Source organism: Streptomyces sp. NBC_01716 (genome assembly GCF_036248275.1).
Taxonomy (GTDB): domain Bacteria; phylum Actinomycetota; class Actinomycetes; order Streptomycetales; family Streptomycetaceae; genus Streptomyces.
This window is the reverse complement of sequence record NZ_CP109181.1, coordinates 5,333,674-5,355,127: the sequence shown is the minus strand read 5'-3', so window position 1 is coordinate 5,355,127 and position 21,454 is coordinate 5,333,674. Positions and strand designations below refer to the sequence as shown.

17 protein-coding genes and 1 pseudogene are annotated in these 21,454 nt (G+C 69.0%); 11 read left to right on the top strand and 7 right to left on the bottom strand.

The window, feature by feature from the left end; all coding sequences use genetic code 11:
- Window positions 1–25: 25 nt before the first annotated feature.
- Window positions 26–2,512, top strand: coding sequence for a YfhO family protein (locus tag OIE74_RS23640; RefSeq protein ID WP_329386843.1), 2,487 nt, complete (start codon window positions 26–28; stop codon window positions 2,510–2,512).
- Here OIE74_RS23640 and OIE74_RS23635 read toward each other — a convergent pair.
- The 4 genes from OIE74_RS23635 to OIE74_RS23620 all read right to left on the bottom strand — a co-directional run bounded on the left by OIE74_RS23635 (window position 2,456) and on the right by OIE74_RS23620 (window position 7,173).
- Window positions 2,456–4,024 carry a serine/threonine-protein kinase gene (locus OIE74_RS23635; RefSeq protein ID WP_329386840.1) on the bottom strand — a complete coding sequence of 523 codons (1,569 nt, stop codon included), beginning with the start codon at window positions 4,022–4,024 and terminating at the stop codon, window positions 2,456–2,458. The two genes, OIE74_RS23640 and OIE74_RS23635, sit on opposite strands and share 57 nt — an antisense overlap.
- Entirely contained in the window at window positions 4,021–4,665 is a 645-nt protein-coding gene (locus OIE74_RS23630) for a hypothetical protein (protein ID WP_329386838.1), read from the bottom strand. Before OIE74_RS23630 ends, OIE74_RS23635 begins: the two co-directional genes overlap by 4 nt.
- Before the next feature lie 117 nt (window positions 4,666–4,782).
- Window positions 4,783–5,529, bottom strand: coding sequence for an N-acetyltransferase (locus OIE74_RS23625; protein WP_329386836.1), 747 nt, complete (start codon window positions 5,527–5,529; stop codon window positions 4,783–4,785).
- 252 nt (window positions 5,530–5,781) lie between these two features.
- On the bottom strand, window positions 5,782–7,173 hold the full coding sequence (locus OIE74_RS23620; protein WP_443076206.1) for a glycoside hydrolase family 6 protein: 1,392 nt from the start codon (window positions 7,171–7,173) through the stop codon (window positions 5,782–5,784).
- Between the two features lie 483 nt (window positions 7,174–7,656).
- Between OIE74_RS23620 and OIE74_RS23615 the strand changes: the two genes are divergently transcribed.
- Window positions 7,657–8,604 carry a lytic polysaccharide monooxygenase auxiliary activity family 9 protein gene (locus tag OIE74_RS23615; protein ID WP_329386834.1) on the top strand — a complete coding sequence of 316 codons (948 nt, stop codon included), beginning with the start codon at window positions 7,657–7,659 and terminating at the stop codon, window positions 8,602–8,604.
- A gap of 38 nt (window positions 8,605–8,642) precedes the next feature.
- On the opposite strand, the pseudogene OIE74_RS23610 reads toward OIE74_RS23615, so the two are convergent.
- Window positions 8,643–8,855 (bottom strand): annotated as a pseudogene (locus tag OIE74_RS23610) (HNH endonuclease); the annotation flags it as partial.
- A 41-nt stretch (window positions 8,856–8,896) separates the two neighbouring features.
- Here OIE74_RS23610 and OIE74_RS23605 point away from each other — a divergent pair.
- From OIE74_RS23605 to OIE74_RS23565, 9 genes are all read left to right on the top strand, one after another.
- The gene (locus OIE74_RS23605; RefSeq protein WP_329386832.1) at window positions 8,897–10,426 is read left to right on the top strand and encodes a tyrosine-type recombinase/integrase; all 1,530 of its coding nucleotides are present in this window, start codon (window positions 8,897–8,899) and stop codon (window positions 10,424–10,426) included.
- A complete protein-coding gene (locus OIE74_RS23600; RefSeq protein ID WP_329386830.1) occupies window positions 10,423–12,231 on the top strand; it encodes a hypothetical protein in 1,809 nt (602 codons plus the stop codon). Before OIE74_RS23605 ends, OIE74_RS23600 begins: the two co-directional genes overlap by 4 nt.
- Window positions 12,228–13,364, top strand: coding sequence for a hypothetical protein (locus OIE74_RS23595; protein WP_329386828.1), 1,137 nt, complete (start codon window positions 12,228–12,230; stop codon window positions 13,362–13,364). The genes OIE74_RS23600 and OIE74_RS23595 overlap by 4 nt, the downstream gene beginning before the upstream one ends.
- A gap of 128 nt (window positions 13,365–13,492) precedes the next feature.
- Complete coding sequence (locus tag OIE74_RS23590; RefSeq protein WP_329386825.1) at window positions 13,493–14,617, top strand: tyrosine-type recombinase/integrase; 1,125 nt, start codon at window positions 13,493–13,495, stop codon at window positions 14,615–14,617.
- Window positions 14,614–14,940: a helix-turn-helix domain-containing protein gene (locus tag OIE74_RS23585; RefSeq protein ID WP_329386823.1), complete on the top strand. Its 327-nt coding sequence runs from the start codon at window positions 14,614–14,616 to the stop codon at window positions 14,938–14,940. The genes OIE74_RS23590 and OIE74_RS23585 overlap by 4 nt, the downstream gene beginning before the upstream one ends.
- A gap of 602 nt (window positions 14,941–15,542) precedes the next feature.
- Window positions 15,543–17,309, top strand: a complete 1,767-nt coding sequence (locus OIE74_RS23580; RefSeq protein WP_329386821.1) for an XRE family transcriptional regulator — start codon at window positions 15,543–15,545, stop codon at window positions 17,307–17,309.
- 41 nt (window positions 17,310–17,350) lie between these two features.
- Window positions 17,351–18,316, top strand: a complete 966-nt coding sequence (gene pip, locus OIE74_RS23575) for a prolyl aminopeptidase (RefSeq protein ID WP_329386819.1) — start codon at window positions 17,351–17,353, stop codon at window positions 18,314–18,316.
- Window positions 18,317–18,405: 89 nt separating this feature from the next.
- Complete coding sequence (locus OIE74_RS23570) at window positions 18,406–19,476, top strand: hypothetical protein (protein WP_329386817.1); 1,071 nt, start codon at window positions 18,406–18,408, stop codon at window positions 19,474–19,476.
- Window positions 19,477–19,478: 2 nt separating this feature from the next.
- Window positions 19,479–20,009, top strand: coding sequence for a hypothetical protein (locus OIE74_RS23565; RefSeq protein ID WP_329386815.1), 531 nt, complete (start codon window positions 19,479–19,481; stop codon window positions 20,007–20,009).
- A gap of 118 nt (window positions 20,010–20,127) precedes the next feature.
- On the opposite strand, the gene OIE74_RS23560 is transcribed toward OIE74_RS23565, so the two are convergent.
- Both OIE74_RS23560 and OIE74_RS23555 read right to left on the bottom strand, forming a co-directional pair.
- Complete coding sequence (locus OIE74_RS23560) at window positions 20,128–20,535, bottom strand: hypothetical protein (RefSeq protein WP_329386813.1); 408 nt, start codon at window positions 20,533–20,535, stop codon at window positions 20,128–20,130.
- Between the two features lie 102 nt (window positions 20,536–20,637).
- Complete coding sequence (locus OIE74_RS23555; RefSeq protein ID WP_443076205.1) at window positions 20,638–21,450, bottom strand: HNH endonuclease family protein; 813 nt, start codon at window positions 21,448–21,450, stop codon at window positions 20,638–20,640.
- Window positions 21,451–21,454: the final 4 nt, after the last annotated feature.

The window sequence follows — 21,454 nt, the reverse complement described above, 5'->3', positions numbered from 1 at the left end:
ATCCACACTGACATATTCGATCACTATGCCGATCCTGGAATCCGTGCGTGGCCGGGCAGCCGCGTTCGCCGCTCTGATCACCGTGGCCACCGTCTGTGCGGGTGACGCGGTGGCGCGGAGCTTCCCCTTCGGCTCCGAAACCCGGAGCGTCAATGACCTGGGCAACCAGTTCGTGCCCTTCCACGCCAAGCTGTGGGACCTGCTGCACGGGCGCGGGGACGGCGGGCTGCTGCTCAACTGGCAGTCCGGGTACGGCACGGCGTTCCTGCCCGACCTGGGGACGTATCTGACCAGTCCGTTCGCCCTGCTGGTGGGGCTCTTCCCACGGGACCGGATCGATCTCGCCGTGTACGTGATCACCGTCCTCAAGATGGCGGCGGCGGGCGCGGCGATGGCGTGGCTGCTGCTCGCCCTCGTGACGAAGCGGCCGGGACGCGCCGCCACCCCGTGGTGGATGGCCGGGGTGCTCGGTGCCACGTACGCGCTCTGCGGCTGGTCCGTCATCGAGGCGACGTACAACCCGATGTGGCTCGACGGGCTCATCGCCCTCCCCCTGCTCTGCCTGGTCGGCGAGTGGGTGCGGCAGGGCCGCCGGCCGGTGCTCGGCCCGCTCGTCGTCGCCCTCGCGTGGATCGCCAACTTCTACACCGCGTACATGGCGACCCTCGGCGCGGCGCTCGTGCTCTGCGTCCAACTCCTGCTCGCCGACGGCTCGGTGCGCGAGCGGCTGGGCATCATGCTGCGCGGCACATGCACCGTGCTGCTCGGGATCGGGCTCGCCGCGCCCGTGCTGCTGCCGGTGGTGATGGGGACGGGGCACGCGTACCCGGGCTGGACGACGGAGTTCCAACGGGCGGGCTGGAGCGAGATGTTCGCGCGGGCGCTGCCCGCGACGTACGACTTCTTCACGCCCGCCGTCTTCCTGGGCGGCGGGGCTCTGCTGCTCGCCGTCGTACTGCCGTTCAACGGGGCCGTGCCCCGGCGCGAGCGGCTGGCGTGGGCCGGACTCGCGGGCGGGGTCGCGCTGTCCATGCAGTGGGGGCCGACGCATCTGCTGTGGCACGCCTTCGCGACGCCCAACGGCAGCCCGTTCCGGCAGACGTTCGTGCTGTCCGGGCTGCTGGTGATCGCGGCGTGGAAGTGTCTGGCGTACGGCTGGCCCGCCCGCCGCCCGCTGCTCGCCGGCACCGGTGTGCTCGTCGTGGCCGGTGCCTTCGCCGCCACCGACGCGCTGACCGGCCGACGCGCCCTCGCACTCTTCGCGTACGGGCTCGCGGCGGCGCTGGCCGCGCTGCTGGTGGTACGGCTGCGCACGACACGCCCCAGCCGCCGTTACGCCGCGCTGGCCGCGCTGCTGCTGGTGGGCGGGCTCGCGGGGCAGGCCGCGGCGACCACCGCGTACGCCGACCGGGCCCGGCTCGACCGGCTCGACCACTACCCGGCGTGGGACAAGGCGCACCAGGAACGCGCCGACGCGATAGCCGAGGTGGACGGGTGGCCGCGCTACCGCACCGACCCGGGGCGTACGCAGATCACCGCGAACGATCCGATGCTGCTCGGCGGGCAGGGCTCCTCCTACTACAGCAGTCACACACCCGACGTGCTCACCCGTACGCTCGGGGCGCTCGGCGCCGGCTGGACGTCGAACGGGCGGGCGGTGCAGAGCCTCGACAGCCCTGTGGTGGACGCCGTGTTCGCGGTGGGCGCGCGCTTCCGTACGGAGGGGGGCTCCCGTACGGAGGAGGGCGCGTCGCCGAAGCCGATCCGGGCCGAGGTGCCGCCGCTGGTGACCGTACGGCCTCCGGAGAGCACACCGCCGCGCTACGGTCCCTCGCCCTTCCGCAACCAGGAGACGCTGCTCGGCTCGCGCGTCTACTCCGCCCCCGTCGCCGGGTCCTGCCCGGCCGGCCGTGAGGTCTTCCTCTGGGCGCCCGACTACTTCGGCACCGCCAGGCTCGGCGACGCCCCGCCCGTCGAGCTGCGCGGCGACAAGCCCCGCTGGCGCGCGGCCGTGACCTCGCTGGGGATCGCCGAACGCGCCGATGAACGCGTCACATTCGACCGCGAGATGAGGGGTAGGCGGACGATCGCCTGTCTGGACCGGGCGCGTCTGGACGCCGCCGTGGACCGGATGAAGAAGACCGGCGCCGTCTCCGTGGAGGTCACGGACCACGGCGTACGGGCCCAACTGCCGCCCGGCAGCAGGGGAACGGCCGTCATCGCCGCACCCCGGATCGCCGGCTGGAGCTGCGCCGGGAAGTCGGCCGGTTCGTCGCTGGGCCTGGTCGCCCTCCCGCTGGACCCGGACGGCACGACCACCTCGGTCGACTGCTCGTTCCGGCCGCCGGGGCTGCGCTCGGGCGCCGCGCTGGGAGCCGTGTCGCTGCTCGTACTGCTGGGCGTCGCCGTGCTCTCCGTACGGAGGCGCCGTCGTGAACCCCGGAGCCCTGTGGAGCTACCTGCCCCGGGTGGTGCCCCGGAACTGCTGCCTGCGGTCGAGCCCGCGCCGTAGCTCGACGGGGAGCGGGTGGTAGGGGCCGTACACCCGCTCCGCGTCGTAGAGCAGATGCTGCAACTGCTGCTGCGCCCCGGAGTGGTCGCCGACCGCCAGCAGCAGATTGCCGATGCGGTGCCTGATGTCGAAGACGCGGGACTGGTCGGCGCCCGGCTGCGCGGCGCTTTCGTAGAAGGAGAGCAGGGAACGGTACTGGTTGAGCGCCGCGTGCGCCTCACCGAGCTGTTCGAGGCACTGCGCGGCGTCGTAGCCGTACTGGAGCGTCTGCGGGTCGCCGGGGCCCGCCTCGGCCGCGCGGTCGTCGGCGAGGCGGCGCAGCTCGGGCAGGGCGCGGCGGTACTGGCCGTCGTCCATCAGCGTCGTCGCGTACTGCTTGCGCAGGATGCGTACGACGGGTGAGCGTTCGCCGTGCTCGGCCGCGGCGGCGGGCAGGATCCCGCCGAGGATGTCCACGGCCTGCGTGATGCTGCCCTCGCCGAGGAGACGCTTGGCCTCGTCGACGGCGGCGGCGACATCCGGGCGCCGGCCGGGCACGTGCTCCGGCCTCGGCGGTACGGGGGCGGACGGCGGTGCGGTCGCGCGGTCGGGCCAGGGCGCGAGCGGGCGCAGGAAGGGGCGGGCCGGGCCGAGCGAGGCGCCGGGGCCCACGGTGCCGGGCGCGCCGATGACCCCGCGCGTCGGGAGCAGCGGGGCGAGCGCCTCGTACACCTCCTGCGCTCCGGAGGGGCGGTGCTGCGGGTCCTTGGCGAGCAGCCGCAGAACGAGCGCCTCCAGTGCCTCGGGGATGTCCGGGCGGATCCGGCGGACCGGCACGGGCGGCTCGTACAGATGCCGGTGCAGCACCCCGAGGGCGGTCGTGCCGGGGAACGGCACGGTGCCGCTGAGGAGTTCGTGCAGGACCACGCCGAGGGCGTAGAGGTCGGTGTACGGGCCGACAACGCCGCCCATCACCTGCTCGGGGGCCATGTAGGCGGGGCTGCCGATGACCGAACCGGTGTGGGTGAGGCGGGTGGTGTCGGTGTCGATGACGGAGGCCACGCCGAGGTCGAGCACGAGGACCGTGCCGTCGGGCTTGACCATCACGTTGCGCGGTTTGAGGTCGCGGTGCACGATCGGCACCGCGTGCACGGCGGCGAGCGCGGCGCACAGCTGGGCGGCGACCGAGGCGGCCCACTGCCACGGGTAGGGCGCGTGCTCGGTGAAGTGGGCGGCGAGGTCGGTGCCTTCGACGTACTGCATGACCAGATAGAGCTCGTCGCCGTCGCTGCCCGCGTCGTGGACGGTGACCAGGCCGGGGTGGTCGACCTGGGCGGTGACGCGGCATTCGCGGACGAACCGCCGGCGCATGTCCTCGGCGGCGGTGTCGGCGGCCATCTTGTCGGGGCGCAGCAGTTTGACGGCGACGCGGCGGCCGAGGCGCTGGTCGTACGCCGTCCAGACCTGGCCCATGCCGCCCTGCCCGATGAGCGAGGCCATCTCGTAACGGTCCGCGACGACGCGGGCGTTCACCGTCTGTCGCCCTCGCCGCTGTCACGGCGCAGGAGGTCGCTCAGCTCGTCCAGTTCGGCGCGGACCTGGTCGATCCGGGGCGGCGGCGTGGAGGGGTTGGGCTGGGAAGGGGCGGGGTTGGCGGGGCCGGGCTGGGGGCCGGGCTGCGGGTACGGCGGCTGCGGCTGCTGCGGCTGCTGTTGCTGCGGGCCGGCCATGGGCCGGGTCGGACCGCCGTACCCGTAACCGGAATTGGCGGCCGGCGGCTGGTACGGCGGCGCCATGTGCGGCGGGTAGTAACCGGCGTACGGCGCCCGGCGGCCCGCGTAGTGCCTGATGTCCACGAACAGGAAGTGGGTGACGGACGCGATACCGGTGAACAGCATGCCGAACACGCCGATGTTGCCCTCGGGGCTGCTGAAGTCGTCGGTGTCGTCCTGGGCGAGGAAGTAGACCCACACGGCGCAGAGGGCCACGTTCCCGACGACCAGCCACCAGTTCAGGGCGGACCGGGTCACGATCGCCACCCGCAGCGTCGCCGCCCAGGCGAGGAAGCCGCAGGTCAACAGCGGCAATCCCACGAATATCACTCGCAGGAAGGCGAGCATGCCCGGCGAGGGTGTGCCGCTCGGCGGGGGCTGCGCTATTCCGGGGCCGTGCATGCTGCTCCTGACAGGCCGGTGGGGACGTCGGCGAAAGCGTATCGAGGGTATACAGCGGCACCGCCGGCCGAGGCCCGCCGTGTGAATCCCCCTGCCCCCGCACCTGGGATCTGTCGCTCAGATCCGGTGGCGCACCCACACGTTGGGTTCGACGTAGACACCGTATCCGCGTGTGGCCTCGCAGTGCACGGGCATCAGCGCTCCGGGTACGACGACGGGTCCGTCGGTGTCGAACGGGAGCCCCGTCCACTCGCGCCACTGGGCGACCGATCCGCTGACGGTCATGGAGGCGGGCGCCACGGACTCGATGACGCCGCCCGCGCGTACGTGGACGCGGAGCCAGGGGTCGTACGGCAGCCCGTCCTCGTCCCGTACGCGGCGTGCGTACTCGTCCATGGCGGCGTGCGGCTCCAGGTGCTTGGCACTGGGCCTTACGGGGGCGAGCAGTTCGGTGAAGCCGCGGCTCGCGGCGTTCTCACGCATCGCCGCCAGCATCCTGCCGGACAGGCCCCGGCCCTGCCGGTCGGTGGCGACGGTGATCTCGACGGCACAGACGGTGTCGGGCTTCCTGCCGCGCCGCAGATCGGAGAAGGCCCACAGGAGCGCCTGGTCCCAGCCGGTGGGCGGCAGGGTCTCGCGTCCCTCCGCGTGGAGCTGGAGGGGAACGCTGAAGGCGCGTGCCACGACGGTCCCCTCCTCGTCCGTACCGACGAGCACGTACTCGGGCAGCTCGCCGACGATCCGCCCGATGTTCGCCCAGCCCACGGGGTCATGGAGCATGAACTCGGGCCAGGTGTCGAGCATCCGCCACATCGGCCCGACGAGTCCGGGACGTTCGGCGAGGGTGGTGACGGTGAGATCCATGCGGGCAGGTTAAGGGCACGCGGCCCGGCGCCCCACTGCTTTAGTACGGCCTCCGGGACGGGGAGGCCGTCAGCTCCTGGGCCGACCTCACTTCCCTCCCGCACCCCAAGGATCACGAAGGAGGCACGGAGGCGGTGAACTCGCCTGAACACCGTGGGGACATGGGGCGGGTGCGGGTCCGGTCGGAGACCGGGCCCGCACCCGCCCGCTTTCACGGGGCGATACGGATACCGCGACTGCTCGGGGCGTCGGTCAGAGCGCCGGGTAGGCGTTCCTCATGAGCTCCTGGAACTGGGCCGGGAACCAGTGGCCGGAGAGCGGCGCGTCCGGCAGGGCGCCGGACAGGTTGTTCCCGTTGCGGGGGTTACCGGTGTACGTCGGGTCGCACATCCGGTCGAAGCCCTTGCCCTCGTCGTTCGGGATCACCTTGCTGGCGCCGTCCGACTCACCCGGGGGCTTGACCCAGACGTACGCGTCGATACCGGCTGCCGGGGCCGCCTGGGGCCGTGCGCCGAGACCGGCGCCCTTCTGGTTGCACCAGTTGCCCAGGTGGATCCGGCGGTCGATGCGGCCGCCGTTGACGTACGTGTCCGAGGTGGTCCTCGGGCCCGCGGCGGTCGGCCGGGCCGAGCCGCCCCAGCCGTTGCGGGAGGTGTCGATCAGCATCCCGACGTTCGAGGAGAAACCTTCCTTCTGGGCCTCGGTGCGGAACGCCTGGGCGAACGACTGCTCGTCGACGTAGCGGTTCCAGTCGATCCACTTGGCCTTTTCGCGGATCGGACCGTCGTTGGCGGTGTCGCCTATCTTGAAGTACGGCTCCCTGGTGGCGCCGTAGTTCGCGGTGTTGGCGATGAAGCCGTGCACGTTGGCCAGTGTGCTGCCCTCGGCCTTCGCGGCTTCGGCGATCTGCTTCGCGGAGGCGTTGAAGTTGTCGTCCCAGCCGATCCAGCCGTGGTGACCCGCGTCGACGTAGTTGTACGCGTTCGGGACCGCGCCCAGCTTGGCCAGCGCGTAGCCGACACCCTTGACGTAGTTTCCGTTCGCCTTCATCACGTCGCAGTTCGGGACCGCGGTCGGGCGGGGCGAGACGTTGGTGACCAGGTTCGGCAGCGAGTCGATCTCGACGATGTTCACGATGCGCAGGTTGGCGTAGGCCGGCTTGGCCAGGATCGCCGCGATCGGGTCGATGTACTCGGTCTTGTACCTGGCGAGATCCGTCGGGCCGAGCTCGCCGTTCGAGGCGAGGGCGGAACAGTCACGGCCCGGCAGGTTGTAGATGACCAGTTGGATCGTCTGCGCGCCCTGGCTGACGGCCCTGGCGAGATGGGCGTCCAGGCCCATTCCGCCGGCCACACCGTTGATCGCGGCGATGCGGTCGAGCCACACGGCGGTCGGCTGGTTGGAGATCCTGCTGCCGCCCGGCTCGGCCGCGGCCTTCGCGGACCACTCCGGGTTCACGTACACCTTGGCACCCGCGTACGGGTTGTCCACGCGGGCAGCGGCCTTTGCGGAGGCGGAGGCGGGGGTGGTGGTGAGCTCGGTGACCGCGCCGCCGGTGAGGAGCATCGCGCCGACGGTGAGAGCGACCAAGCCGCGGCGGACTCGTCGTTGGGGTAAGGCGGCTGAGGTGGTGAGGGGTGTCATGTGCGAACTACCTCCGGAGGAATTTGGATCTTCACCCCAAGGGGGAAGATGTGCTCTTAAGCCCGGTTCAGTTGCACGTTCTTAACGATGGGAGCGCTCCCATCGTTAAGTCTTGACCTAGCCCTGTCAATACTTGGAGCTGAATGGCGAATCAGCAGAACGCGCCATCGAGCCCGGATCGACGGATCAAGCCAAGGCTTCTTCAGACGCCGCGAGGGCATTTACTACTCAACTCGCGCGCGCTACGTTGCTTGTGGGAGCGCTCCCATCAGTACCCCCCACCGCACGCCAGACCCTCTGTCAGGTTGATCGCCGGGTCCGGGACTGCCCAGAACACGCAAGTAAACCCGCGTCACGGGACTCTGCCCGTCTGCTCCGGCCTGCCCTCCTCCCGGTCGGCTTCAGGCACAGGGCGACGCCCACGACAGATCCCCGCCGATCGGTCAGTACTTGAAAGAGAACCTTCACGAAGGAGACCACCTCATGGCCATCAACTCGGTCCGTGCCCGGCGCACGCTGGCCCTAGCCGGGGTCGCGGGCGTTGCCGCCGCGGTGCTGTCCGTGCCGTCCCCGGCATCGGCGCACGGCGTCAGCATCATGCCCGGCTCGCGCACCAGCCTGTGCTACAAGGACCTGATCCAGAACAGCTCGACCCAGATGCCGTCCAACCCGGCCTGTGCCCAGGCGGTCCGGCAGAGCGGTACCAACCCGCTGTACAACTGGTTCGCCGTTCTGGACTCCAACGCCGGCGGCAGGGGCGCGGGTTACGTCCCGGACGGGAAGCTGTGCAGCGCGGGCGACCGGAGCCCGTACAACTTCTCCGCGTACAACGCGGTCCGCACCGACTGGCCGAAGACGCACCTGTCCTCGGGTGCGAACATCCAGCTCAAGTACAGCAACTGGGCCGCTCACCCGGGCAAGTTCGAGGTGTACCTCACCAAGAGCGGGTGGAGCCCGGCCAAGGCCCTCGCGTGGGGCGACCTGGACCACCTCCAGACGGTGACCAACCCGCCGCAGTCCGGTGGTGTGGGCACAGAGGGAGGCCACTACTACTGGAACCTCCAGTTACCGCAGCGGAGCGGTCAGCACATGCTCTTCATCCAGTGGATCCGCTCGGACAGCCAGGAGAACTTCTTCTCCTGCTCCGACGTCGTCTTCGACGGCGGCAGCGGTCAGGTCACCGGTCTGGCGGGCGGCGAGAAGTCGGCTGCCGAGGTCGAGGCGCTCGGGGCGGACTTCAAGAACACCAAGGCCGACCCGATCCACGCCGCCAACCACGCCAACCACGCCGCGGCCGGTGAGAAGCTGGCGGCCTCCACCGAAGAGTCGGCCGTCGCCGTGCCTGCGGCGGTGGCGGGCCTGGGCGCAGTCGTCTTCGCCAGTGGCGCGATGGTCTTCAACCGGAGCCGCCGGGCCAAGCAGCACGGCTGACGCCACACGAGGACCCCGGCGGCACCGCCGGGGTCCTCTCACCGTTCACGTCGGATTTCACCGCACTGCCGCAGCATCATCTCTTTGTCCGGGGCCGTCACCGGCATCTCGTACTTGAGGGCCACCTGCGCGAAGCGGACCGCGTAGGCACAGCGGATCGTCCTGTTCGGCGGCAGCCAGGAGGCGGGGCCCGAGTCGCCCTTGCCGCTGTTCGTGGGGCCGTCGACCGGGAGAAGGTTCAGGGGGTCGTTTATGTCGGCACCCGTAACTGTCTCAACACTCCTTGTGTTATGTGCGCGTACAGCATGTCTCGTACGGGGAGAGCGACTTGCACACGGCGGACGCGGAAGAAACTGACAGTGATCCTGAGACGACGGTGCTGCTGCATCGGACGACCCTCGGCGGATCATCCACCGACCCACTTCCCTTCGACGGAGACTCCGTACTTCAGCGAGTCGGCGCCAACGACGGCAGGCCCTTCGTCCTCGGCCCCGACGGCAGCTACGACCTCCACCTGAACCGCTTCCTGCGCGACCTGAAGAACTGGGGTGTGCTGTCGGAGAACAGCCGGATCGCCTACAGCACCGACGTCATGCTCTACTGCCGGTTCCTCCACGAGTCCCGGGGCGGCAAATCCATCTGGGACTCGGACGGCGCGGACCTGCGCGCGTACAAGGCCGTAAGGCTGCACGGCAGCGGACCGGGCAGCGTGTCGGTGGCGACCTGGAACCGCTCGATCGCCGCGCTCGACAAGTGGGTGCAGTGGTCGCTTTACGAGGAGCTGCTGTCGGCCGAGCCGTTCCGATACGTCGACAAGACCGTGGTGTCGCCCCAGGGACCGAAGCGGGTTCGGGTCAACGCCGCCGCTGAGCCCGAGGTGCCCCGGCAGCCGATCAGGTTCCTGTCGCACGAGGACTTCATGCTCTGGCGGGACATCGGCCTGCGGGGGCTGCTGCCGGACGGCTCCCCCGATCCCGCCTGGCGGGGGCGCAACGGCGAACGCAACGCCCTCTTCGCCGACTTGCTGATCTGTACCGGCATGCGCCTGGGCGAAGCCACGAGCCTGCTGACGGCGGAACTGCCGCCGGTCACCGGAAAACGTGTGCTCGGCGACATCACTGTCTCGGCCGCCGTGGCCAAGCGCAACAGGGCACGGACGGTGTATGTCCGCCCCCGGGTCGCCCGTGACCTGCACCACTACGTCGGCATCGAGCGGGACGAGCTCATGCAGCGGCGGCGCGTCGAGGGGGTGTACGAGGCGTGCGCGGATCGCCTTCCGGTGCGCCGGGCGAACCGGCACGCCCTGGCGCTCGACTCCGGCACCAGTTGGTCGTACTCGCGGATCGGCACGATGGACCGAGCACGGCTCCTGCGAGTCGACGGTCACGGCCGCGCGAGCGGACCCCTGTCGCTGTGGCTGGGGGAGAACGGGCTGCCGTTGCGCGCCGGCACCTGGCAGTCGGTGTTCCGGCGAGCGAACGAGCGGTGCTCAGTGCTCGGCCTTGACTTCGATGTCCACCCGCACACCCTGCGGCACTCCTTCGCCGTCCACATGCTGGGGCTTCTGCTGCGGCAGACTGTCCGGGCGCTCGGCATGCGGGAGGACCGGCGGTTCACGCACGCCGAGGTGAAGCGCCTGCTCATCGGCAACCCCCTGCGCAGGCTCCAGTTGCTGCTCGGCCACCGTCACGAGGCAACGGTCTACACCTACCTGGACGTGCTGGACGAGGCCCAGGAGATCGTCCTTGCGGCTCTCGACGACTGGGACGAACAGGCCGCCGCCTTCGAGCAGGTCCGCCCGGAAACGGAGGAGCTCCGGTGAGCCCGCGCCGCGTCCGCTTCCCCGCCGAGGTCAGCGCCCCTGCGTCGACGGACCCCGTCCCGTCGATCGGCCCCGTGGTCTTCGCCGTGGATCTGGACGGAACTCCCGAGCACATCGATCTGTCGGAGCTTCCTTGTCCGCGTCTCACCCGCGCCCTGGCCGGTGCCCTCGCCGATGTCATCAGCAGCCCCGGCACCATGCGTGACCGCAACGGCGTCCGATACGTCGTCAGGCGCATCCGTGAGTTCGTCGAGTTCACCGCCGCGGCATTGCCTGCGGCTGCCGCTGATCTGCACCTCAGCGACCTGGCTCCCGACCTCCTGGACGCGTTCGAGCAGAAGCTGCGCGTCCAGTACGGGGAGCGGAGCAAGGAGCCGTACCTCACCATGACGTACCTCGTGCGGCTGCTGAAGCTGGTGCACGAGGCGCACCCCGACGCCTTCGACGCGGCCTTTCATGCGCGGCTGGGATTCACATCGGCCTCAGCCCACCGGGCGACGAACCCGCTCGACGCGTACCCCTTCCCGGTGCTGGACGCGCTGGAGAATGCCGCCCGGGACGACATCGCCCGCATCCGTGACCGGATCCTGGAGAGCGAGAAGCTGGCAGCCACCGGCCGTGACCCACGTCAGCACGGCTGGGACCAAGTGGAGAACGTCCTCTGGTACATCGCCCGCCACGGGCCGTTGACCGCCGACGACGTCTCGTACAAGATCCTGCGCCCCTTGGGCGGCAGACCGGAGCTCAACAGCCGCCTCCACCTCACTGCACGGGACCTGGTGCCTTTCCTCCTCCTGCTGGCCTGCCAGACGGGTATGGAACCCGAGAGCCTCCGGCAGTTGCGCTCAGACTGCCTGGTCAGCCCGGCACGCGGCTTCGTCAGCGTCACCTACGTCAAGAAGCGTGCCCCGGGCTCGACGCACAAGACGATCAGGGTCTCCGACGGCGGCTCGCTGCGCTTTCCCGGCGGCGTGATCCGGCTGGCCTCGCGTCTCACGAAGAGGACACGTGATCTGGTCGGCACCGACGCGCTCTGGTGCGACGTCAGCAGCCACGGACAAGCACGCGCACCCTTTGACGGGCTGACCCCATGGTCGGGCGCGACGCGGGAGTGGATGTCCAGGCGGGGGCTCGACCGCCTCACCGACAGCAACGGCGAACCCGTCGCCCTTGACCTGCGCCGAGTACGCAAGACCGTCAAGTCCCGGCAGTACCTGCGGGCCGGCGGGGTGCTGGAGGACTTCGCAGCCGGTCACACCCGGCCGGTCGCGGCGAAGCACTACGCCGATATCGATGCCCACAAGGAGACGCACGAGCAGGCGGTGGAGGCAGGTCTTGAACAGGCGCTCGGCGCAGCTCTGGCCCCGCCGGTGGTGCTCTCGGACGTCGGCGGTCGACTCGACGACGGTGAGGCCGCGCTGAGCGCGCAGGAGATCGAGTCGGCACTCTCCGGTGAGCAGGACGTGTGGCTTGCCTCCTGCCGCGACTTCTTCGCCTCCCCGTTCGCCCGCAAACCGGGAGCCGCCTGCCCGGTCCCGGCCTGGGGCTGTCTGGAGTGCCCGAACGCGGTGTTCACCAGCCGTCACCTGCCGAGTCTGCTGTCCTTCCTGGACTTCCTGGAGCGGCAGCGCGAGGAGTACGCCACCGCCGAGTGGGACGCACGGTTCGGTCTTGCATGGGATCGCATCGTCCACGGTGTCCGTGCCCGCTTCAGTACGCGACAGCTCGCCACGGCCCAGGCCATCGCCGAGGCCGATGGTGATCGCCTGCTCCTGCCTTCCTCCTTTCTGGAGGTCATCTCGTGACTGCCGTACCCCACCCCAGGTCGGAGCAGCAGGACCTGACACCGTCCGAGGACTCCGCAGAGTTCGTGCTCCCCAAGCGCCTCACGGTCGGGCTGCCGAGCCGTGGCCCGCGCCTGGCCGAGGACATCTGGGACCTACGGTGCGTACTTCCCCGCACCTGGCGGACGTGGCGGCTCGACTTCACGCAGATCGCCGACCCTGTGACGCGACGCGCGGCGAAGGAGTACATCGCCTCCCGCCTGAGCCGGGGTTCGCTGGGCCTGGGGCCGCTCAAGGCGACGACGGCAGCCACCGAGCTGCGCACGTTCATCGTCGTCATGGACGATCTGCAGGCAGTGGGCGCCCCACGGCTACCCGACGTGGAACACACCCACCTGGACGCCGCACTGAAGAGGTGGAAGAGCAGCCCACACACCGCGGTTCGCAACGTGACCTTCCTGAAGCACTTGTCGGCCCACGGACCATTCCTGTCCGAGGACAGGCTGGGCGTCCTGCCGTGGAACGGCCGGAGCGCCTACGGTGTCGTCGGACTCCAGCGCGTAAAGGGCGAGAACACCACGCCCCGCATCCCTGAGGAGGTCCTCGCTCCCCTGCTGCGAGCGGCAATCTTTTACGTAGAGGCGGCGAGCGGGGACATCCTCGCCACCCAGAAGGAGATCGCCGCACTCGAAGCGGCGCGCAACAGCCGCCGTCTGGTGCAGGGCCAGGCGCGAGAACGTGTGCTGTCCTTCATCACAGAACGGCGCGAGGCCGGGCGGGGCATCCCCGCAGTCCCGCTCGGGACGGCCCACACCGTGCCCGGCGCCGTCGTCGTCGACGGCGTGCCCCAGGCGCCCAACCACCGACTCGTCTCCCTCCTCGCCGGTGTCGCCAAGACGTCACACGTGCTTGCGTTCATGGTCGAGGCCGGGAAAGAAATCGGCTACGAGGAGGGCGGGCTCGAGACACCGATGTCGCCGTGGCCCGGCTCGGGCGGCCCTTGGCGGCCGAGGCTCAGCCCCTTCACCCTGGCCAACGAGCTGTCCTTCTTGCGCACGGCCTGCTGGATCGTCATCGCCTACTTGTCGGGGATGCGGGATGTGGAGAACGGGGCGGAGTTGCATCTGATGCAGCACTCTGCAGGGTTCAAGTAAGCGCGAATCTGCAGGTGATGGGCCTCTGCTCCGTCAGCCTCTCGCACTCTGCAGGCGATCTACCAGCGGCTCTTGCGCTTCCCTGATGTCATCCCAACAATGATGCGTCTAACGCAACGGAGGTTGGAGTGGCGAAAGCGGCCGATTTGGCGGGTGCGGCACACCTGATGCTCGTGGACGGGATTTCCTACATGGACCCCGCGCCTGCCGTGTTCGAGGCCATGCTGGAGGGGTGGACGAAGCAGCAGCGGGCCCGCTTCCTGAAGTGGGAGGGGACCATCAAGCCGCGGCTGTCGCTGGTCCGCCGGTTCGCCGAGTTCTCCAACCAGTACCCGTGGCAGTGGCAGCCGGCGGAGTTCGAGGCGTTCATCGACCACCTGCGCACGAAGACGCCGACGTTCACGATGTCGAGCGGCCGCAACTACCAGAACCACCTGCGGCTGTTCTGCGAGTTCATCACCGATCCGCGCTACGGCTGGATGTCCGTCTGCCAGGAACGATTCGGTGAAGTACCGGTCCAGATCCTGCACGAGTGGAACACCGTCACCCATGTCAGCGAGTACGAGGGCGACCCGAGCCGCCGGCCGCTGACTTACGACGAGATCCAGGACCTGTTCGACGCCGCCGACGGGCGGGTCGAGGAGATCCGGAAGCGTGGCCGCAAGGGTGCGTTGACCGCGATGCGCGACTCCGCCCTGCTCAAGACCTACTACGCCTACGGCATGCGGCGGCGAGAGAACGTCGGCCTCGACCTCGCCGACCTGCGACGCAATCCGAAGGCCCCGCAGTACAAGCGCCACGGGGCGGTGTTCGTACGCTGGGGCAAGTCCTCCAAGGGCAGTCCACCCAAGCGCCGCACCATCTTCACCGTCCCCGAGATGGACTGGATCGTCGACGACCTCGACCACTACCTGACCGAGGTCCGACCCCGCTTCAACGTGGGAAAGCACCCCGCGATCTGGGTCACCGAACGCTCCGGGCGCCTGTCACGCCGGTCGGCGAACGAAGCCTTCGAGGCCGCCAAGCAGGCCGCTGACCTGCCCGAAGAACTCGAATTGCACTGCCTGAGACATTCCTATATCACGCATTTGACCGAATTTGATTATCCGGAACGGTTCATTCAGGACCAGGCCGGTCACGGCTATGCCAGCACGACGGCCCTCTACACCGGCGTCTCGGACGAGTACCGCAACCGGCTGGTCCACAAGAAGTTGGGCCAGCGTTACCCCGGCATCTGGGAGGACCCGAAGTGATCAAGAAGATGGGCTACCGCTGGAACCTGCGCAAGCTCATGGCCGACCGGGAGATGTTCCAGACCACCGACCTGGTGCCGCTGCTGGCCGAACGGGGCGTCGCCCTCTCGCGCGAGCAGGTCTTCCGCCTGGTCACGCAGCCTCCGCAGCGGATGTCGATGGACACCCTCGCGGCTCTGTGCGACATCCTCGACTGCCAGCCCAACGACCTCATCGAGGTCCAGGTCGTCAATGAAGAGGTACGCAAGACCGCTGGCGGCGAGACGCCCGGCCCGCTCCCGGCCGTGCGCCGGACCTCGATCCGACGACCGGAGGGATTGTGACCGCACCCTCGCCAACCGCCCCGTCGGTCATCGCCCGACTCGCCGCGCAAGCGGCTCGGATGGAATCCGCCACGAACGCCGCCGTTGGCCAGGTCACCACGGCTCTGCCGGCCCTCAGTACCGCCGGCGCGAACGCGGCGTTGGAGACGGCGGTGCCGATCCCCGTCCGCGGCGCCGCTCGGTTCCTGGAGGAGCTGGCCGATCACATGGCCGCCCACCCTGACGCCCTGACCTCGGGCAGCTCTCTCTGCCCACCGGTTCTACTGCGGCTGGCCGAGGTGCTGCACGAAGCCGGACATCCGGTCGTTCGCCCCGGATGCGCGCACTGCGGAAAGATCCGGTCCGACCTGCGGCAACTCCGCCCCGAAGGGCGAGTCTGCGGTTCGTGCGACGCCCGAAGCCGCAACCGCGAAACCTGCGCACGCTGCCACCGTGAAGGCCAGCGCGTCACTGCCCGGCGCCCCGAAGGCCCAATCTGCCATCGCTGCTACCGCGCGGACCCCGCCACGTTCGAGGAGTGCGCCGACTGCGGTCAGCTCCGACACCCGGTCGTGCGACGCGACGACGGCCGAGGGCTGTGCATGAAGTGCTGGAAACGCCCGATGCACACGTGCATAAGCTGCGGAAAGAGCGCACCCGCTGCCCTCGTTGACGACGACGGCGCACTCTGTCACCTCTGCTACAACCGCCATCGCCGACCCCGACGGCTCTGCGGTCGGTGCGGGCAACTCAAGCGCATCGCCCGCAACGCGCGCGACGGGCAGCCGGACCTCTGCGACGGCTGCTACCAGGGCCCCGAGGCAACCTGCTCAATCTGCAGCCGGGTCCGCCCCTGCACCAGCCGCGACCAACAGGGCCAGCCGATCTGCGCCACCTGCTACCAGCGACACCGCACCGGCGAGCCGTGCGCCCGCTGCGGTCGGACCAAGCCGGTCAACACCCGATGGCCGATCGGGCCGGTCTGCATGACCTGCTACACCGCCGTGCTTCGGTCACCAGCCGAGTGCCCGCGCTGCGGCATAGTCCAGCCGCTGATCGCGCGGGGCGACGACGGCGACGACGTCTGCGGACCCTGCGTCGGCTTCGCCGCCGACTACACCTGCAAGCAATGCGGTCGAGCCGGCAATCCCCACAGCCGCGGACGATGCGCTCACTGCGTCCTCGCCGAGCGGGTCAACGCCCTGCTGGCCGGGTCCGACGGTGCGATCGCCCCGCAACTGGAACCGCTCGCAGCCGCACTGGCGGACGCTCCCTCACCGTTCCCCGCCATCCAGTGGATCAAGGAGAGCCCGAACACCAAGCTCCTCGCCCGATTGGCGGCCGAAGGGCACGAGCTCACCCACGACTTGCTGGACGAGCTCCCACCCAGCCGGAACCAGCGCTATATCCGCCAACTCCTCGTTCACACCGGCATTTTGGAGGAGCGGCACGAAGACCTCGAACGCATCCCCGGCTGGCTGGAGCACGAACTCGCGGACAAGCCGGTCGCACACGCCAACCTCGCCCGCCCGTTCCTGAACTGGTTCCTGCTCCGACGCGCCCGCCAACGGGCCGCCACCCGCCACCATCCCGCCTCAGCCGACCGCGACCTGCGGCGCCGCGTCAGCGTTGCCCTGGACTTCCTGGCCTGGATCGACCAACGCGACCTGGCCCTCGCCGACCTCACCCAGGGACACATCGACGACTGGATCACCGGAGCCACCAGCCAACGGCGCTACCTGATCCGCTACTTCCTGAAATGGACCACGAGCCGTCGGCTCACCCGCGAACTGACAGTCCCCTCCATCCCGAGGCAGGAACCCCAGGACCTCCTCGACGAAGACGACCGATGGCCGCTCCTCCAGCGCTGTCTGACCGACGATGCCCTGCCTAGGGACGTCCGGGCTGCTGGCGCGATCACCCTGCTGTTCGGCCCGTCCACCGAACGCCTTTGCCATCTGACGCCTGAGCAACTCAAGTTCGGCGACAAACACACCCACCTGGTCCTGGGCCGGCACCCCGTCCTGCTGCCGCCACGGCTCGCTGAACTCCTTCGTCAACTTTCCGAACAGCCCCAGATACGGCCGCAGCTCTCGCGAGTCCACCCAGGGCCTCGGTGGCTCTTTCCGGGCATGGTCCCGGGCAAGCCGATCTCGACACACGGCATGACCCAGAAACTGGGCCGACATGGCATCCCGGTCCGCACCGCGCGCAACGCGGCGCTGGCCGCCCTCGCTGCTGATCTCCCCAGCCCGATCCTCGCCGACGTGACCGGGATGCACCGCCACACCGCGCTCCGCTGGGTCGCCTATGCCCGACGCGACTGGGCCGAGTACCTTGCCGCGCGAGCCGAGGACAAACCAGGAGACGTTGTTCCAGCCGTCGACTAGCCTCGCGAGGTTGTTCTTCACGCCTTCAGGAGGAGACCACCATGGCCCAGCCGTTCCCGCCCATCGAACTGTACGCGCACGGTCTCCTCGATGTCGGCGACGGAAACCAGATCTACTGGGAGACCAGCGGGAATCCCAATGGAAAGACGGCTCTGTGCGTGCACGGCGGGCCCGGCAGCGGGGGGCGCCGTGGCAGTCGCAAGATGTTCGATCCCGAGGTCTACCGGATCGTCCTGTTCGATCAGCGTGGCTGCGGTGAGAGCCGGCCTCACGCCTCCGACCCGTCCGTCAGCCTCGATCTCAACACCACCGACCACCTCATCAAGGATATGGAGCGGCTACGCGAACACCTGGGCATCGAGCGATGGCTCCTCTACGGCGGCTCCTGGGGCTCAACACTGATCCTCGCCTACGCTGAGCGCTATCCCGAGCGAGTCTCCGAGGTTGTCATCGTCGGCGTCACCATGACCCGGCCGGAGGAGACCGACTGGCTCTACCACGGCGTCGGACGCCTGCTGCCAGGCCCCTGGGAGACATTCCGCGACGCACTTCCGGAGGCGGACCGGAGCGGCAATCTCGTGGCCGCCTATAACCAGCTGCTGAACAGCCCTGATGAGGCGGTCAGGGTGAAGGCGGCGCGGGACTGGTGTGCTTGGGAGGACGCCGTCATCGCCCACGAAGTACTTGGTCATCCGGGCGCCTACAGCGACAAGACTGACAGCGCACTGATGGCATTCGTTCGGATCTGCGCGCACTACTTCGCGAACGATGCCTGGCTTGAAGATGGACAACTGCTCCGTGACGCACATCGGCTGGCCGGTATCCCAGCAGTGCTGATCCACGGCCGACTCGACCTCGGCAGCCCATTGAAGACCGCGTGGGAGTTGTCCAAAGCGTGGCCAGACGCGGAGCTGAAAGTGATCGACGACTCCGGACACACAGGCAGTCCCACGATGCAGGACGCGACCCTGGAGGCGATCGCGCGGTTCGGCAAGAGCGGACGGTGACTGGCACCGCTACGCCGTGCTCCCTCGCCCCACGAGAGAGCCAGAGGACAGGAATAGCGCACGGTCGGAATAACCCCCTCCCGCCAGTAGTGCGTGAGCTTGGCCGGGACTGTGCCCTCACCGAGCGCGGCGCCGACGGACGGACCAGGTACAAGCTCCGGGGCCGGGTCTACAAGGGCAAGGGGCGCGAACTCAGCGGGGAGGAAGCCGAATGGGTCGTGCTGAATGTCGTCCACCAGGCCGTCGCCGTACTCCGCGAGATCAACGACGACCCCGGCCACCTCTTCGGCTACGACGGCGGCGGGCGCAACGGGTACGTGCTGCTCAGCAACATGCCGCGCCGCATTCGGGCTTTCCGGGACCATCTCAACGAGCTGTTCAGCACACCGGAGGGGCTCTACATACCCACGATCACGGCAGCCCCACCACCCGATGCCGGCCCGATCACCGACGGCGCGGTTCCGAACGACACGGCGGAAGGGGCAGCGGTGGCAGAGTCCACTGCTCTTCCATGGGCCTTCGACACCCGACAGTTCCGCCGGACGCTCGCGTGGCACATCGCCCACCAGCCCTTCGGCGTGGTCGCGGGCGCCCGCCAGTACAAGCACGCCGCGATCACCATGTTCGAGGGCTACGCGGGAACATCCGCCTCCGGCTTCGCCGACGAGGTCGCGGCCGAGGAGGCCGTGGCCAAGCTCGATTATGTCGAGGACCTCTACCACGACTGGAACGACGGCGGCGCCTCAGCGGGCGGCGCCGCCCGGCGCATCGAGGCCGAGTTCGACCGCATCCGCAGCGAACTCGGAGACCTGCCGGGTGTCGTGGCCAGCCCCTCCCGGCTGAGGACGCTGCTGCACCACTTGACGAAGACCCTGCACCCCGGCGTGCTGAACGACTGCTTCTACCAGGCGGAGACGGCTGTGTGCCGCAAGCGAGCCAAGCCGCTGGGACGCCCCGTCCCCATGCTCGACATGTGCATGAACTGCCCCAACTCACGCCGCTCCGTCGTCCACCTGCCCCGCCTGGAACGAGCACACGACATGGCTCGGGCCGAACTCGGTGAGGCCGCCGGCTTCCCACAGTTCCAGCGACTCGCCATCGCCGAGCACCTGGCCACGCTCACCCGCCTGATCGCCGAGATCGACCACGAGGACACCTGACGATGACCAACTCCATGGACGAGACCCTTCAAGCCGTCCGCACCGCCTTCGCCCGCCTGGCCCGGGAAAACACCGGCCTGACCGACATCGACCAACAGATCATGCGTGCCTTCGAGCGGCTCATGCTCGGCCGTCCAGAGATCACTGACGGCCGTACCTCAGCAGTGAACATCGCCGCCGAGGCAGGCGTCTCCCGAGCCTCGTACTACCGCTCTCCCGTCGCGGCAGTCATCAAGGGGATTCTCAGCTCGCCCGCGACCAGGCGTCCTGAGTCCGACGAGCTCAGGCAGGAAGTCGCGCGCCTGAAACAGTCCGAGCGGGAACTCCGCCGGGAGAAGGGCGCCGAGATCCGGGAGTTGCGTGCCACCGTCGCGGCGTACGCGAACCAGATCCAGATTCTCGCCCTGAGGAACGCCGAGTTGGAAGCGGACGCCCGTCGCCTTCACGCTCAGCTTGCCGGGAAGCAGGCAGGGGTGGTCAAGCAGCTCAAAAGTGCCAGGACAGCCACGGGCTCAACCCTGGTGCAGCCCTGACTCACCCACGCCGTCCTGTCGCGCTCTCCGGCTGCTGAAGGTAGCGCTGCCATACATCCAGCCCGTCTTCCACGAAGCTCCAGCAAGGGGTGACTGCGGAGGGTGTGGGGGTGGGCGGTCAGGCGTCGGGGTCGACCTCGGGGTGCGTGAACCGCACGGGCTTGCCCAGCGACCGGGCGTAGGCGATTTCGGCTCGGGTGCTGTCTCCGATGTAGTCGCCGACTACGAGCACCTCATCAGCGAGCCGGATCTTCGCCCGGTGCAGCTCGTCGAGTCGAACCTTCAGCGCCTCGGCCTCGACAGGATCGGACCAAAGTTCGTGCGGCGACTTCATGTCACAGCCCGGTTTGACGACAATCTTTCCGGCTTTGGTCTCCCGCAGATCGGCCTCGGTCATCTCGGTCATGAAACGGGTGGAGCCGCAGATCACGACGATACGCGGGAGGCTCAACAGCTTCTTCGCGTCGGCGAGCTTCTCCGCGTCGGCGAGCTTCTCCTCAGGGGTGTGCAGTTGCGGGTATGACACTGGTTCCTCCTGGTGGTGGCCCAAAGGGTGCCTGCGGAGACGTGAACGGGGGTGCCCAAGTCTGACAGCAGCGCCCTGCAGAGCTGCCGAACCTCTGGACCCTCAAGCGCCGCACTGGTGCAGCATCATGGTCTTGTCCGCCGACGTCACGGGCAGTTCGTACTTGGCTGCCACTTGCGCGAACCGCACCGTGTACGAGCACCGGATTGCCTTGTTCGGCGGCAGCCACGAGGCCGGGCCGGAGTCGCGCTTGGCGGAGTTCGTCGAGCCCGAGACCGGAAGAAGGTTCAGCACGTCGTTGGCCAGCCGCTGCCGCTTCTCCTCGCTCCAGCGGGCGGCGCCCATCTGCCAGGCGTACGACAACGGCACCACGTGGTCGATCTGCACCTCGGTGGCCTTGGCCTTCTTCCAGGCGATGTCCTTGCCGGTGTACGGGTCGTACAGGTCCATCGACACGACCACGCAGTCGGAGCCCACACGGAACTGGACGTTGCGTCCATGGAGTTTCAGCAAGTCGTTGCGCGTGTCACAACCGTTCCTCGCCAGCGGCACCCCGTCCGCCGTGTCCATCCACGCGTAACCGAACTCGTCCCGGTCATAGCCCGTCTTCGGCCCTCGCCCCTTGGTCGGCAGCTTGGAGATCAGTTCACGCGCTGTCGCCTCGTCCGTCTCGGACGAGAGCGGGGCCAGCCCCGGCTTCGTTCCGTCGGGGGCAGCCAAGGGGCTGGTTCCGTACCTGCCTGATGCTGACGAGCCACCGCCCGATGAACCGCTCTCGTCGGAGAGCCCACCTCCCGTACAGCCCGCCAGGACCGCCCCGACAACCAGTGCAGCGCCGGTATGCAGCACGCCGCTCGTGAGACTCCGCCTGGACACTCCGCCGCCCCGCCCCTGAGACACATCACCGTGAGACATCTAC

Bases quoted from the DNA above. Each gene is read 5' to 3' on its own strand.
- OIE74_RS23640 (WP_329386843.1), top strand. From the start codon at position 26: ATGCCGATCCTGGAATCCGTGCGTGGCCGGGCAGCCGCGTTCGCCGCT.
- OIE74_RS23580 (WP_329386821.1), top strand. From the start codon at position 15,543: ATGCACACGTGCATAAGCTGCGGAAAGAGCGCACCCGCTGCCCTCGTT.
- OIE74_RS23620 (WP_443076206.1), bottom strand. From the start codon at position 7,173: ATGACACCCCTCACCACCTCAGCCGCCTTACCCCAACGACGAGTCCGC.
- pip (WP_329386819.1), top strand. From the start codon at position 17,351: ATGGCCCAGCCGTTCCCGCCCATCGAACTGTACGCGCACGGTCTCCTC.
- OIE74_RS23630 (WP_329386838.1), bottom strand. From the start codon at position 4,665: ATGCACGGCCCCGGAATAGCGCAGCCCCCGCCGAGCGGCACACCCTCG.
- OIE74_RS23615 (WP_329386834.1), top strand. From the start codon at position 7,657: ATGGCCATCAACTCGGTCCGTGCCCGGCGCACGCTGGCCCTAGCCGGG.
- OIE74_RS23625 (WP_329386836.1), bottom strand. From the start codon at position 5,529: ATGGATCTCACCGTCACCACCCTCGCCGAACGTCCCGGACTCGTCGGG.
- OIE74_RS23565 (WP_329386815.1), top strand. From the start codon at position 19,479: ATGACCAACTCCATGGACGAGACCCTTCAAGCCGTCCGCACCGCCTTC.
- OIE74_RS23555 (WP_443076205.1), bottom strand. From the start codon at position 21,450: ATGTCTCACGGTGATGTGTCTCAGGGGCGGGGCGGCGGAGTGTCCAGG.